This window comes from Streptomyces sp. NPDC053432, assembly GCF_055585365.1.
This window is the reverse complement of the sequence record NZ_JBVJKF010000030.1, coordinates 67,315-82,804: the sequence shown is the minus strand read 5'-3', so window position 1 is coordinate 82,804 and position 15,490 is coordinate 67,315. Positions and strand designations below refer to the sequence as shown.

Sequence of the window (15,490 nt, the reverse complement as noted above, 5' to 3'; positions counted from 1 at the left end):
ATCTTCGCGACCGTGCGGCAGGTCCTCACGGGCGGCGATGTGATCTCGCCGGTCGCCGTCCGCCGGGTACTGGAGGCCTGCCCCGACACCACCGTCCGCTCCACCTACGGCCCGACCGAGACGACCCTCTACGCCACCCAGCGCCGCTTCACCCAGGACGACGAGGTGCAGGGGTCCGTCCCGATCGGTGCTCCCCTCGACAACATGCAGGTGTACGTGCTGGACGCGGCGTTGCGGCCGGTGCCGGTGGGTGTGACGGGTGAGCTGTATGTGGCGGGTGCGGGGCTGGCGCGTGGCTATCTGAACCGTGCCGGGCTCACCGCGGAGCGGTTCGTGGCGAACCCGTTCGGGCCGGCGGGGTCGCGGATGTACCGGACCGGTGACCTGGTGCGGTGGACGCGTGCCGGTGAGCTGGACTTCGTCGGCCGGGCCGATGCGCAGGTGAAGATCCGTGGTTTCCGCATCGAGATGGGTGAGATCGAATCCGTGCTCGCCGGGTGCGCGGGTGTGACGCATGCGGCGGTGGTGGCGCAGGCCGCCCCGGGCGGCGGCGAGAAGCGGTTGGTGGCCTACGTGGTGGGCGAGGGCCTGGATCCGGCGGGCCTGCGGGAGGTGGTGGCGGACCGGCTGCCGGAGTACATGGTGCCGTCGGCGGTGGTGGTGCTGGACGAACTGCCGATCACCGCCAACGGCAAGCTGGACGTCCGCGCGCTCCCCGTACCCGCGCCGGATTCCGGCGTCGAGTACCGGGCCCCGCGGACCCCGCGCGAGGAAGTGCTGTGCGCGGTCTTCGCCGAGCTCCTCGGCGCCGAACGGGTGGGCATCGACGACAGCTTCTTCGCCCTCGGCGGCCACTCACTGCTCGCCACGCGGCTGATCGGCCGCGTCCGCAGCGTCCTGGGCGTGGAAGCCTCCATCCGGATGCTGTTCGAGGCGCCGACCGTCGGGGCCCTCGCCGCTCGGCTCGACGAGGGCGGGCGGGCTCGCCTCGCGCTGACCCGGGCGCCCGGGCGGCCCGAGCGGGTGCCGCTGTCGTACGCGCAGCGCCGCCTCTGGTTCCTGGACCAGGTGGAAGGGCCCAGCGCCACCTACACCCTGTCCTCGTACCTGCGGCTCACCGGCCCCCTCGACCGCGAGGCCCTGCACACCGCGCTCGCGGACGTGGTCGAGCGGCACGAGTCGTTGCGGACGGTGTTCGCCGCGGTGGACGGGGAGCCGGTGCAGGTGGTGCTGGCGGCGGAGGCGGCCCGTCCGGGGCTGCCGGTCACCGAGGTCACCGAGGCCGTGCTGGAGGACGTACTGCACGCCTGCGCCAAGCGGCCCTTCGATCTGGCGGCGGATCTGCCGGTGCGGGCCGAGCTGTTCGCACTCTCCGACGACGAGCACGTCCTGCTGCTGACGTTCCACCACATCGCCTCCGACGGCTGGTCCGACGGCCCGTTCGCCCGCGACCTGTCGGCCGCCTACGCCGCCCGGCTGGCCGGCACCGCCCCGGACTTCACGCCACTGCCGGTCCAGTACGCCGACTACACCCTCTGGCAGCGCGAACTGCTGTCGGACGAAGCAGAACTGACTGTCACTCAATCCGCTTACTGGCGTGCGGCGCTGGCCGGGATCCCCGAGGAACTCGCGCTGCCCTTCGACCGGCCGCGGCCCCCGGTCGCCGGATACGAGGGCGGGACCGCTGCCTTCAGCCTCGGCACCGACGCGCACCGCGCCCTGGCCGCCCTCGCCCGCGACACCGGCGCGAGCCTGTTCATGGTGGTCCAGGCCGCCCTCGCCACCCTGCTCTCCCGGCACGGCGCGGGCACCGACATCCCGCTGGGCACGGCCGTCGCCGGCCGCACCGACGAAGCCCTGGAAGACCTCGTCGGCTTCTTCGTCAACACCCTCGTCCTGCGCAACGACCTCTCCGGCGATCCCGCCTTCGGCGACCTGGTCGCCCGGGTCCGGGACACCGACCTGGCCGCCTTCGCCCACCAGGACGTGCCCTTCGAGTACCTCGTCGAAGCGCTCAACCCCGAGCGCTCGCTGGCCCGCCACCCCCTCTTCCAGACCATGCTCACCTGGCAGCTGACCAGCGACACCGACGCCGAGCTCGACCTCGCCGGGCTGCGCGCGCAAGCGGGGTCCGTCACCGCGGGCACCTCCAAGTTCGACCTGCTCTTCGCCGTCGCCGAGCACCGTACGGAGGGGGAGCCGGCCGGGGTCACCGGCGTCATCGAGTACGCGGCCGAGCTGTTCGACCGCTCCACCGTCGAGCGGCTCGCCGAGCGGTTCGTCCGGCTGCTGGAGGCCGTGGCCGCCGACCCGGCGCAGCGGCTCTCCGCCATCGACGTCCTCGGCGACGCCGAACGCGACACCGTGCTGTACACGTGGAACGCCACGGCGGCCGAGCCCGACGCGTGGACCGGGCCGGCCGCGTGGACCGGGCCGGCCGCGCGGACCGAGCGCAACGAGCGGCCCGAGCCGCGGACCGAGCCGGCCGCGCCCGCCGGGTCGCCGGCCCCCTCCCTGCCCGCGCGGTTCGCCGCCCAGGCGGCCAGGACGCCCCACGCGACCGCCGTCGAGGCCCCGGACGGGGTCCTGGACTACGCGCGGCTCGACGCCGACGCCAACCGGCTCGCCCGGTTGCTCATCGCCCGCGGCATCGGCCCCGACGACCACGTCGCCGTCGTCGTCCCCCGCTCCGCGCAGCTCGTCGTCGCCTTCCTCGCCGTCCTCAAGGCGGGTGCGGCCTACCTCCCCGTCGACCCCGCCTACCCGGCCGACCGGATCGCCGCCGTCATCGGCGACGCCCGCCCCGCCCTGGTCCTGACCGCGGGCACCCCGGGCCCGGCGCTCACCGGCCACGACCCGCTCCGGCTCGACGCCCCCGACACCCGTACGGCCCTCGCCGGGTACGGGGCCCACGACATCGCCGAGGAGGAGCGCACCGCACCCCTCACCGAGGACAGCCCCGCCTACGTCATCCACACCTCCGGCTCCACCGGCCGCCCCAAGGGCGTGGTTCTGCCCGCGCGCACCCTGTCCAACCTGATCACCTGGCAGCACGGCGCGATGCCCGCCGGCCCGGACGCCCGGGTCTCCCAGTTCAGCGCGATCGGCTTCGACATCTCCGAGCAGGAGATCCTGTCGGCGCTGCTGGGCGGCAAGACCCTCGCGATCCCCTCCGAGGAGACCCGGATCAGCCCCGAAGGGCTGGCCGCCTGGCTCGACCGCGAGCGGATCACCGAGTTCTACGCCCCGAACCTCGTCCTCCAGGCGGTGTACGAGGCGGCCGAGGAGAACGGCCTGGAGCTCACCTCGCTCCGGCACGTCACCCAGGCCGGCGAGGCGCTCCAGCTGACGGACACCGTCCGCCGGTTCCACCGGCAGCGGCCCTGGACCACCCTGCACAACCACTACGGCCCGTCCGAGACCCACGTGGTCACCGCCCACACCTTCGGCGGCGACCCGGACGACTGGCCCGCCGCCGCGCCCCTGGGCCGGCCCGTCGCCAACTGCCGGACGTACGTCCTGGACGAGTCGCTGCGCCCGGTCCCGGTCGGGGTCGTCGGCGAGCTCCACCTGGCGGGCGCCCACCTGGCCCGCGGCTACCTGAACCGCCCCGACCTGACGGCGGAACGGTTCGTCGCCGACCCGTACGGCCCGGCCGGCACCCGCATGTACCGCACCGGCGACCTGGTGCGCTGGCTGCCCGACGGCACCCTCGCCTTCCAGGGGCGCGTCGACGACCAGGTGAAGATCCGCGGCGTCCGCGTCGAGCCCGGTGAGGTCAGCGCCGTGATCAGCCGGCACCCCGGGGTCGGCCGGGCGGCCGTCACCGTCGGCGTGGACGGGCGCGGCGAGAAGCAGCTCATCGCCTACGTGGCCCCCGCCGCCGGGGCGGACGACGCGCTCCTCGATCCCGCCGCGCTGCGCCGGTTCGTGGGGCGGGCCCTGCCGTCCGCGATGGTCCCGGCGGTCTTCGTCACCCTCGACGAGCTGCCGCTGACCTCCAACGGGAAGCTCGACCGCGGGGCGCTGCCCGCCGTGGACCTCGCCGCGACCGGAGCCGGGCGCGTGGCCCGCACCCCGCACGAGGAGGTGCTGTGCGCGGTGTTCGCCGAGGTGCTGGGCACCGGGCAGGTCGGGATCGACGACAACTTCTTCGAGCTGGGCGGCCACTCGCTGCTGGCCACCCGGCTGGTGGGCCGGATCCGCGGCGTCCTGGGTGTGGAGGTGTCGATCCGGACGCTGTTCGAGGCGCCGACCGTCGCGGCCTTCGCCGCCCGGCTGGACGAGGGCGGGCGGGCCCGGCTCGCGCTGACCCGGTCGCCCGGGCGGCCCGAGCGGGTGCCGCTGTCCTTCGCGCAGCGCCGACTGTGGTTCCTGGACCAGGTGGAGGGCGCGTCCGCTACCTACCACCTGCCGCAGGCCCTGCGGCTGAGCGGTGACCTGGACCGGGACGCCCTGCGGGCCGCCCTCGACGACGTGGTGGAGCGGCACGAGTCCCTGCGGACGGTGTTCACCACCACGGACGGCGAGCCGTCGCAGACCGTCCTGACCGGCGCGGCGGCCCGTCTCCCGCTGCCGGTGCGGGAGGTCACCGAGGCCGGGCTGGACGGCGTACTGCTCGCCTCGGCGATGCGTCCGTTCGACCTGGCGGCCGATCTGCCGGTGCGGGCAGAGCTGTTCGCGCTCCGCGACGACGAGCACGTCCTGCTGCTGACGTTCCACCACATCGCCACCGACGGCTGGTCCGACGGCCCCTTCTCCCGCGACCTCGCCGCCGCCTACGCCGCCCGGGCGGCGGGCACGGCGCCGGACCTCGACCCGCTGCCGGTGCAGTACGCGGACTACGCCCTGTGGCAGCGCGAACTCCTCGGCGACGCCGACGACGAAGCCTCCCTCGCCGCCCGGCAGCTGGGCTACTGGCGCGAGGCCCTCGCCGGGCTGCCCGAGGAGCTGGAGCTGCCCTTCGACCGGTCCCGCCCGGCCGTGGCGAGCCACCGCGGCGGCACGGTCGCCTTCGAGCTGGGGGCCGCCGCCCACCGGGGCCTGGCGCAGGTCGCGGGCCGGACCGACGCCAGCCTCTTCATGGTGGTCCAGGCCGCCCTCGCCGCCTTCCTCGGCCGGCACGGCGCCGGCACCGACATCCCGCTCGGCACGGCCGTCGCAGGGCGGACCGACGAAGCGCTCGAAGACCTCGTCGGCTTCTTCGTCAACACCCTCGTCCTGCGGACCGACCTCTCCGGAGACCCCGCCTTCGGCGACCTGGTCGCCCGGGTCCGGGACACCGACCTGGCCGCCTTCGCCCACCAGGACATCCCCTTCGAGCAGGTCGTCGAAGCGGTCAACCCCGAGCGCTCGCTGGCCCGCCACCCCCTGTTCCAGACCATGCTCACCTGGCAGATGATCAGTGCGGGCGAGGCCGACGGGGAGGGCGGCCCGGCACTGCCCGGTCTGCGCGTCGCCTCCGGCTCCGTGGCCGGCGGCACCTCCAAGTTCGACCTCGCCGTGGCCATGGCCGAGCACCGCACGGACGGGGAGCCGGCCGGGGTCACCGGCGTCATCGAGTACGCGGCCGAGCTGTTCGACCGCTCCACCGTCGAGCGGCTCGCCGAGCGGTTCGTACGGTTCCTTCAATCCGTGGCCGCCGACCCGGCACAGCGGCTCTCCCGGATCGACCTGCTCGGCGACACCGAACGCCACACCGTCGTGCACGCCTGGAACGACACCGACGCCGAACTGCCCGGACCGACCCTGCCCGCCCTGCTCGGCGCCCAGGCGGAACGCTCCGCCGACACCGTGGCGATCGAAGCCGCCGACGCCGTGCTCACCTACGCCGAACTCGACGCGAGCGCCAACCGGCTCGCCCGGCTGCTGATCGCCCGCGGCATCGGCCCCGAGGACTACGTGGCCGTCGTCGTGCCCCGGTCGGCGCGGCTGCTCGTCACCTTCCTCGCCATCCTCAAGGCCGGTGCGGCCTACCTGCCCATCGACCCGGCCTACCCGGCCGACCGGATCGCCTACATCCTCGACGACGCCCGCCCGTCGCTGATCCTCACCGTCGACGGCCTCGCCGCGACCCGGTCCCTCGCCGACCGCGACACCCTGGTGCTCGACCACCCCGGCACCCTCGCGGCCGTGGCCGCGCACGAGGCCCGCGAGGTCCGCGACGAGGACCGCACGGCCCCGCTCGACGACGCCACGCCCGCCTACATCATCTACACCTCCGGCTCGACCGGGCGCCCCAAGGGCGTCGTCGTCCCGGCCCTCACCCTGATCAACCTGCTCGGCTGGCAGGCGACCACCGTCGCACCGCGGCCCGGCTCCCGCGTCTCCCAGTTCAGCGCGATCAGCTTCGACGCATCCGAGCAGGAGGTGCTCTGGGCGCTGCTGAACGGCAAGACCCTGGCCATTCCCTCGGAGGACACCCGGCTCAACCCCGACGACCTGGCGGCCTGGCTCGACCGGGAGGCGATCAACGACTTCTTCGCCCCCGACCTGGTGGTCCGCGCCGTCTACGAGGCCGCCGAAGCGCAGGGCCTGCCCCTGGCCGAACTGCGCAACGTCACCCAGGGCGGGGAGCCGCTGCACCTGACCGACCAGGTGCACCGGTTCCACCAGGAGCGGCCCTGGATCACCCTGCACAACCACTACGGCCCCTCCGAGACCCACGTCATCACCGGAGTGACCCTGCCGGCCGACCGCTCCGGCTGGCCCGCCGTCGGCCCGATCGGCCGGCCCATCGCCAACTGCCGGACGTACGTGCTCGACGAGTCGCTGCGGCCGGTGCCGGTCGGGGTCACCGGCGAGCTCTACCTGGCCGGCGCCAACCTGGCCCGCGGCTACCTCAACCGCCCCGACCTCACCGCCCAGCGGTTCGTCGCCAACCCGTACGGTCCGCCCGGCGCCCGCATGTACCGCACCGGCGACCTCGTGCGCTGGCTGCCCGACGGCACCCTCGCCTTCCAGGGCCGCGTCGACGACCAGGTCAAGATCCGCGGCATCCGCATCGAACTCGGTGAGATCACCACCGTCATCGGCCAGCACCCGGACGTCGCCAAGGCCGCCGCCCTGGTGCGCGAGGACACCCCCGGCGACAAGCGCCTCGTCGCCTACGTCGTACCGGCCGTCCCCGGCCAGGACCCCGACCCGGCCGGACTGCGCCGGTTCGCCGCGGCCACCCTGCCCTCCGCCATGGTCCCGGCCGCGTTCGTCAGCGTGCCCGTCCTGCCGCTGAACTCCAACGGCAAACTGGACCGGCGCGCCCTGCCCGCCCCCGACTACGCCCCCGCGGCCGTCGGCCGGGGACCCCGCACCCCGCGGGAGGAGGCCCTGTGCGGGCTGTTCGCCGAGGTGCTCGGCGTCGAACGGGTCGGCATCGACGACGGGTTCTTCGAACTCGGCGGCCACTCGCTGCTGGCCACCCGTCTGATCAGCCGGGTCCGCTCCGCCCTCGGCCTGGAGATGTCGATCCGTACCCTCTTCGAGGCGCCGACCGTCGCCGACCTGGCCGAACGGCTCGACGGCGCCCGTGCCACCCGCCGGTCCCTGGAACGGGTGCGCACCACCGACCGGGTACCGCTGTCCTTCGCGCAGAGCCGGCTGTGGTTCATCTCCCAGCTGGAGGGCCCCTCCGCGACCTACAACCTGCCGCTGGCCCTGCGGCTCACCGGAGACCTCGACCGGGCCGCGCTGCGGGCCGCGCTCGAGGACGTCATCGAGCGGCACGAGAGCCTGCGCACGGTCTTCCCCGAGATCGATGGAGCGCCCTGCCAGTACGTCCTCGGCATGGACGAGGCGCGACCGGAACTGCCCGTGGTGCCCACCACCGAGGAGGAACTGGCCGCCGCACTGGACGCGGGAGCCCAGGCGGTCTTCGACCTCGCCGAGGACCTGCCGGTCCGCGCCACCCTGTACGCCCTGTCCGAACGGGAGCACGTGCTGCTGGTGGTGATGCACCACATCGCCTCCGACGGCTGGTCCATGCTGCCCTTCTGCGCGGACCTCGGCGCCGCCTACGACGCCCGGAGCCGCGGGCGGGCACCCGGCTTCGAGCCGCTCGCCGTCCAGTACACCGACTACGCGGCCTGGCAGCAGAAGGTGCTCGGCGACCTGGACGACCCCGCCAGCCAGGGGGCCGCGCAGCTGGCCCACTGGCGCGAGGCCATGGCCGGTCTGCCCGAGGAGCTGGAACTGCCCTTCGACCGGCCCCGGCCGCAGGTGGCCAGCTACCGGGGCGACACCGTCGACGTCCGGATCACCCCGGACGTCCACCGGGAACTCGCCGCGATCGCGCTGGCCAACGGCACCACCATGTTCATGGTCCTCCAGGCGGCGCTCGCCGCCCTGCTCAGCCGGCTGGGAGCCGGCACCGACATCCCCATCGGCACCCCCACGGCGGGCCGCGGCGACGAGGCCCTGGAGAACCTGGTCGGCTTCTTCCTGTCCACCCTGGTCCTGCGCACCGACGTGTCGGGTGACCCCGCCTTCACCGAGCTGCTCGCCCGGGTCCGGGAGACCGACCTCGCCGCCTACGCCCACCAGGACCTGCCCTTCGAGCGGCTGGTCGAGGCGGTCAACCCGCCCCGGTCGCTGTCCCGGCACCCGCTGTTCCAGACCATGCTGGTCCTGCAGACCCAGGAGACCGGGGAGATCGAACTCAGCGGCCTGGACGTGGAGTTGCAGCCGCTGGGCAACGGATCCGCCAAGTTCGACCTGCTGTTCTCGCTGAACGAGCAGTTCACGGCCGACGGCTCGCCCGACGGCATCGACGGCGTCATCGAGTTCGCCGTGGACCTCTTCGACCGGGAGACCGCCGAGCGGATGTCCCGCCGGTTCGGAACCCTGCTCGCCGCCGTCGCCGCCGATCCGACGACGCCCACCGGTTCGCTGGACGTGCTGCTCCCCGGCGAGGCCGAGCTGCTGCTGACCGGATGGAACGACACCGCGCACCCGGTGGCGGCCGAGACCCTGCCCGGCGCGGTCGCCGCCACCGTCGCCCGCACCCCGGACGCCACCGCCGTCGTCTTCGAGGACACCTCGCTCACCTACGCCGAACTCGGCGACCGGATCAACCGGCTGGCCCGGCTGCTGCGGGCCCGCGGGGTGCGGCCCGGCACTTCCGTGGCCCTCGCCCTGCCCCGCTCCCTGGACCTGGTGGTGGCGCTCTGCGCGGTGCACACCGCGGGCGGTGCCTACCTGCCGCTCGACCCGGACTTCCCCGCCGACCGGATCGCCTACATGCTGCAGGACACCGCCCCCGCCTGCGTGCTGACCGTGGAGGCGCTGGACGGCCGCCTCCCGGGCCCGACGCCCCGGGTCGTCCTCGACCGGGAGGACACCCGGGCCGAGCTGGCCGCCCTGTCCGGCGAGCCCACGGCCCCCGGGACCACCGGCCGGCCACTGGACCCCGCCGACCCCGCCTACACCATCTACACCTCCGGCTCCACCGGCCGCCCCAAGGGCGTGGTCGTCAGCCACGCCGCCGTCCTCAACATGCTGCGCTGGCGTCAGGCCGAGTACGGACTGCGGCCCGGCGAGCGGGTCCTGCAGAAGACGCCCTCCGCGTTCGACGTGTCGGTCTGGGAGTTCTTCTGGCCGCTGCTGGAGGGCGCCACCCTGGTGGTGGCCCGACCCGAAGGCCACAAGGACCCCGAGTACCTGGCCCGGATCATCCGCGAACAGGCGGTCTCCACCGCGCACTTCGTGCCCTCGATGCTCCAGGTCTTCCTGGCCGGACCGGCCGCCGCGCAGTGCACCGGACTGCGCCGGGTGATGTGCAGCGGTGAGGCCCTGCCGGCCGAGACCGCGGCCCGCTTCCACGCACTGCTCCCCGGTGTCGAACTGCACAACCTGTACGGGCCCACCGAGACGGCCGTCGAGATCACCTCCTGGCAGTGCCTGCCCGGAGCCGCCGACAACCCCGTGCCCATCGGCCGGCCCGTGTGGAACAGCCGGCTGTACGTCCTGGACGCGGCCCTCGCGCCCGTCCCGGTCGGCGGCACCGGCGAGCTCTACCTCGCCGGAGCCCAGCTCGCCGACGGCTACCACGCACGGCCGGGCCTCACCGCCGAACGCTTCGTCGCCGACCCGTACGGACCCGCCGGCTCCCGCATGTACCGCAGCGGCGACCTGGCCCGATGGCGCGGCGACGGGGTGGTGGAATTCCTCGGCCGGGTCGACCACCAGGTCAAACTGCGCGGCCTGCGGATCGAGCTCGGCGAGATCGAAACCGTCCTGGCCCGGCAGGAATCCGTCGCGCACGCGGTGGTCCTGGTCCGCGAGGACCGGCCCGGCGACCAGCGCCTCGTGGCCTACGTGGTGCCGGCCGGCGCCGCCCGGCCCGCAGCCGACGCGCTGCGCGCGGCCCTCGCCGCGGACCTGCCCTCGTACATGGTCCCCGGCGACTTCGTCCTCCTCGACGCCCTCCCGCTCACGCCCAGCGGCAAACTGGACCGGCGGGCCCTGCCCGCCCCGGCGGTCACGGCCGGATCCACGGGCCGCCCGCCGGGCAGCGCCCTGGAGGAGGAGCTCTGCCGGGTCTTCGCCGAGGTCCTCGGGCTGGAAACGGTCGGCGTCGACGACAGCTTCTTCGAACTCGGCGGGCACTCCCTGATGGCCACCCGGCTGGCCGGACAGGTCCGTTCGGCGCTCGGCCGGGAGATGTCCATCCGCACCCTGTTCGAGGAGCCCACGGTGGCCGGACTCGCGGTCCGGCTGCAGGACGCCGGGCGGCAGCGGGCCGACCGCAACGACGCCCTGGCCGTGATGCTCCCCCTGCGCTCCAAGGGCACCGAACCTCCCCTCTTCTGCCTGCACCCGGCGGCCGGCATCAGCTGGGTGTACTCCGGGCTGCTGCGCCACCTGGGCGCCGAGCGCCCGATCCACGGGATCCAGGCCCGCGGACTGTCCGACCCGGACGCGGTCCCGGCCGATCTCGACGAGATGGTCGAGGACTACCTGGCCGAGATCCGCGCCGTCCAGCCCCACGGCCCGTACCACTTCCTGGGGTGGTCGTTCGGCGGCGTCGTCGCACACGGCATCGCCGTCCGGCTGCAGGAGGAGGGGGAGGAGGTGGCGCTCCTGTCGATGATGGACAGCCACCTCGCCGCCCCCGACTCCCTGCGGCTCTCCTACGACGATCCGGGCGTGCTCGAACTCATCGCCCGCTCCGTCGGCCAGGACCCGGAGGACTTCGCCCTCTCCATCCCCGGCCTCGAAGGCCGCGAGACAGAGGTCCTGACCCGGACGTTCGTGGACGCCACCAACATCCTGCGGACCGCCGACCCCGGCGTCTTCCACGGTGACGTCCTCTACTTCAGCGCCACCGCCGACCCGAGCCACCGGCCCGAGGCCATGCGCCGCTGGGACCCGTACGCCACCGGCACCTTCGACATCCATCCGCTGGACTGCCGGCACGGCGAGATGACCATGCCCGGTCCGATCTCCGTGATCGGCGCGCTGCTCGCCGAACGGCTGGGCCGCGGCACCGGCTGACCGCCCGCGCCCCACTCTGACCGTCCCTTCCGTACCCCACTTCACCGACCGCAGACCCCGGCATGCCCAAAAGCGGGCCCGGGACCGAGAAGGAGAACGCCATGACCAACCCGTTCGAGGACCAGGACGCCGAATACACCGTGCTCGCCAACGAGGAGGGCCAGCACTCGCTGTGGCCCGCCGCCATCGAGGTCCCCGCCGGCTGGACCGTGCTGCACGGACCCGCGGACCGCCCCGCGTGCGTGGACTACGTCAACTCCCACTGGACCGACATGCGCCCGCGCAGCCTCGCCGTCCTGATGGACCAGGCGTCCTGACCCGCCCGGGCGGGACGCCCCGGCGTCCCGCCGTGCCACCGATGGATTTAACAGAGAGGGAGAAGACCATGGTCAACAGCCGTGTCTTCGACGGCATGACTGTCGATCACATCGAGTTCTACGTCACGGACCTGCACGCCCAGGCGGACGCCTTCGTCAGGGGCTACGGGCTCTCGGTCCACGCGAGCTCCGACGGGACCGCGACGTCCGCCACCCGTGCGCTGGCACTGGGCCGGAACGACATCCGCCTCGTGCTCACCGAGGCGGTCGAGGAGGACCACCCCGGCCGGGCGTTCACCGAGCGGCACGGCGACGGAGTCGCGGACATAGCCCTGCGCGTACCCGACGCCGCCGCCGCGTACGCCGAGGCGGTGGCCCGGGGCGCCCGCCCGGTGTCCGGCCCCACCGAGCGCGAAGGCATCGTACGGGCCTCGATCGGCGGCTTCGGCGATGTGATCCACACCTTCGTCCAGCGGCCCGCCGGCCGCGACCTGCGGGCCCTTCCGGGCCTGCGGCCGCTGCCCGCCGGCCCGGATCCGCAGCGCGCCGCCGACGGCGGCCTGACCGCCGTGGACCACTTCGCCGTCTGCCTGGAGGCCGGCCAGCTGCTGCCGGCCGTGGAGTACTACCGGACCGCGCTCGGCTTCGAGGAGATCTTCGCCGAGCGGGTCGCCGTCGGCGCCCAGGCCATGGAGTCGCGGGTGGTGCAGAGCGCCTCCGGCGCGGTCACCCTCACCCTCATCGAGCCCGACGTGTCCAGGGAACCCGGCCAGATCGACGCCTTCCTCAAGAAGCACGACGGCTCCGGCGTGCAGCACATCGCCTTCACCGCGCGGAACATCGTGGAGTCCGTCACCGGCATGGCCGAAGCCGGAGTGGAGTTCCTCACGACCCCGGCCGCCTACTACGGACTGCTCGCCGAACGGCTCGACTGCGCCCGGCACGGCGTGGACGAACTGCGGGCCCTGAACATCCTGGTGGACGAGGACCACGACGGACAGCTGTTCCAGATCTTCACCCGCTCCACCCACCCGCGCGGCACCCTCTTCATGGAGGTGATCGAGCGCCAGGGCGCCCGTACCTTCGGCAGCGGCAACATCAAGGCCCTGTACGAGGCCGTCGAACTGCAGCGCAGCCTCGACGAGGACTCCCGGTGAGCAGCACGACCGTCCACGCGCCGGTCACCGGCCCGCTCCCGGCGCGGCCGCCGGTGAGCCTGCCCGACCTGGGCCGGCTCGCCGCCGAGCGGCTGCCCGCCGAACACTGGGACTTCCTCGCGGGCGGCAGCGGCGAGGAGCTGACGCTCGCCGCCAACCGGGCCGCCCTGGACGCGGTGGCCCTGGTGCCGCGGGTCCCGGCCGGCGGCGAGGCGCACACCGGGGCTCCGCTGCTCGGCACCCCGGCCGCCATGCCGGTCGCGGTGGCGCCCATGGCCTACCAGCGGCTCGCCCACCCCGACGGCGAACTCGCGGCGGCCGCGGCCGCCCGCGACTGCGGCATCCCCTACGTCGCCGGCGTGCTCGGCAGCTGCCCGGTCGAGGAGGTGGCCGCCGTCGGCGCCACCACCTGGTTCCAGCTGTACTGGCTGCGCGACCGCGCCCAGACCCTCGAACTCCTGGGCCGGGCCGAGCGGTCCGGCTGCCGGGCCCTGATGGTCACCGTCGACGTCCCGGTCATGGGCCGCCGGCTGCGGGACCTGCGCAACGGCTTCGCCCTGCCGCCCGGCATCACCGCCGCCAACCTCGGCCCCGAGCAGGCGGTCGCGGGCCTGTCCCGCTCCGGCCGCTCGGCGGTCGCCGCCCACACCACGCACGTCTTCGACCCGGCGCTGAGCTGGCGGGACCTGGAGTGGCTGCGGGACCGCACCGAACTGCCCCTGGTGGTCAAGGGGGTGCTGGACCCGAGGGACGCCGCCCGGGCCGCCGCCATCGGCGCCTCGGCCGTGGTGGTCTCGAACCACGGCGGCCGCCAGCTGGACGGCGCGCTGCCCAGCGTCGCCGCGCTCGCCCCGGCCGTCGCGGCGGTCGCGGGCCGCGCCGAGGTGTACCTGGACAGCGGGATCCGCAGCGGTACCGACGTGCTGCGGGCGCTGGCCCTGGGCGCGGCCGGGGTGCTGCTCGGGCGGCCCGTGCTGTGGGGGCTGGCGGTCGACGGCGCGGCCGGGGTCCGGCACGTGCTGGAGCTGCTGGCTGCCGAACTGCGGGACGCGCTGACCCTGGCCGGCTGCCCGGGCCCGGCCGCCGCACGGGAACTGCGTACGGTCACCCCGCGCGCCTGGGCGGGGGAGAGCGCATGAGCACCGCCACGCACCACCCGCCCGGGCCGCAGTCCGTGGACGACCTGTCGACCGGCACCCTGCACGGCTCCCTGGAGGACCCGGCGCTGGCCTCGATGAACCTCCTGAACGAGATCGCGAACCGGTACCCGGACGCCGTGTCCTTCGCCCCCGGCCGGCCCTTCGAGGAGTTCTTCGAGGTCGCCGACCTCCACCGGTACCTCGACCTGTTCTGCCGCCACCTGGCCGAGGACCGGGGCTGGACGGCCGAGCAGATCCGCAGCGTCCTCTACCAGTACGGCCGGACCAAGGGCATCGTGCACGAGCTGATCGCCCGCAACCTGGCCGTGGACGAGGGCATCGAGGCGGACCCCGAGTCCGTGGTGGTGACCGTCGGCTGCCAGGAGGCGATGTTCCTGATCCTGCGGGCCCTGCGCCGCGACGAACGGGACGTGCTGCTGGCCGTCGCACCCACCTACGTCGGTCTGTCCGGCGCCGCCCGCCTCGTCGACATGCCGGTGCTGCCGGTCTCGGACGGCGGCACCGGCCTGGATCCCGAGGACCTGGTGCGCCGCATCCGCACCGCCCGCCGGGAGGGCCTGCGCCCGCGCGCCCTGTACGTGATGCCGGACTTCGCCAACCCGTCCGGGCTGAGTCTCGGCGTCGGGGCACGCCGGCGGCTGCTGGAGATCGCCGAGGAGGAGGACGTCCTGCTGCTGGAGGACAACCCGTACGGGCTGTTCCCGGCCGGCGACCGGCCGAGGCTCCCCACCCTGAAGGCGCTGGACCGCTCCCGCAGGGTCGTCTACCTGGGCTCCTTCGCCAAGACCGTGCTGCCCGGCGCCAGGGTCGGCTATCTGGTCGCCGACCAGCGGGTGCGGGAGGCCGACGGCCGGACCGGGCTGCTGGCCGACCAGCTCTCCAAGATCAAGAGCATGGTGACGGTCAACACCTCGCCCATCGCCCAGGCCGTCGTCGGCGGCAGCCTGCTGGAACACGGATGCAGCCTGGTCGCCGCCAACGCGGCCCGGCGCGCGGTGTATGCGGGCAACCTGCGGCTGATCCTCGACGGGCTGGCCGCGCGCTTCCCGCGCACGGCGCCGACCGCCGAGCGGGTCGGGTGGAACACCCCAGACGGCGGCTTCTTCGTGGTCCTGACCATGCCGTTCCCGGTGGACGACGCCCTGCTGGAGCGCTCCGCCCGCGAGTTCGGCGTGCTGTGGACCCCGATGTCCCACTTCTACCGCGACGGCGGCGGACGTCAGCTCAGGCTCTCCGCGAGCCTCGTGACCCCGGAGCGGATCGGCCCCGGCCTGGACCGGTTCGCCGCCCTCGTGCACGACCGGCTCGGCCGCCGCCGCGCCGAGCCCCGCCCCTGACCCGCCGAACTACCGAAAGAGGACGGTCC

The 15,490-nt window shown here is 74.2% G+C and carries 5 protein-coding genes; all 5 read left to right on the top strand.

Annotation, left to right across the window (positions count from 1 at the left end; genetic code table 11):
• The coding region (locus ACZ6Y1_RS34130; protein ID WP_469639258.1) for an amino acid adenylation domain-containing protein at positions 1 to 11,490 on the top strand (11,490 nt) is incomplete at its 5' end.
• Positions 11,491 to 11,591: 101 nt separating this feature from the next.
• Positions 11,592 to 11,807, top strand: coding sequence for an MbtH family protein (locus tag ACZ6Y1_RS34125; RefSeq protein ID WP_469639255.1), 216 nt, complete (start codon positions 11,592 to 11,594; stop codon positions 11,805 to 11,807).
• Positions 11,808 to 11,875: 68 nt separating this feature from the next.
• Positions 11,876 to 12,964, top strand: coding sequence for a 4-hydroxyphenylpyruvate dioxygenase (gene hppD, locus ACZ6Y1_RS34120; protein ID WP_469639253.1), 1,089 nt, complete (start codon positions 11,876 to 11,878; stop codon positions 12,962 to 12,964).
• Complete coding sequence (locus tag ACZ6Y1_RS34115) at positions 12,961 to 14,103, top strand: alpha-hydroxy acid oxidase (protein ID WP_469639250.1); 1,143 nt, start codon at positions 12,961 to 12,963, stop codon at positions 14,101 to 14,103. The genes hppD and ACZ6Y1_RS34115 overlap by 4 nt, the downstream gene beginning before the upstream one ends.
• A complete protein-coding gene (locus tag ACZ6Y1_RS34110) occupies positions 14,100 to 15,461 on the top strand; it encodes an aminotransferase-like domain-containing protein (RefSeq protein WP_469639247.1) in 1,362 nt (453 codons plus the stop codon). The genes ACZ6Y1_RS34115 and ACZ6Y1_RS34110 overlap by 4 nt, the downstream gene beginning before the upstream one ends.
• Positions 15,462 to 15,490 lie beyond the last annotated feature (29 nt).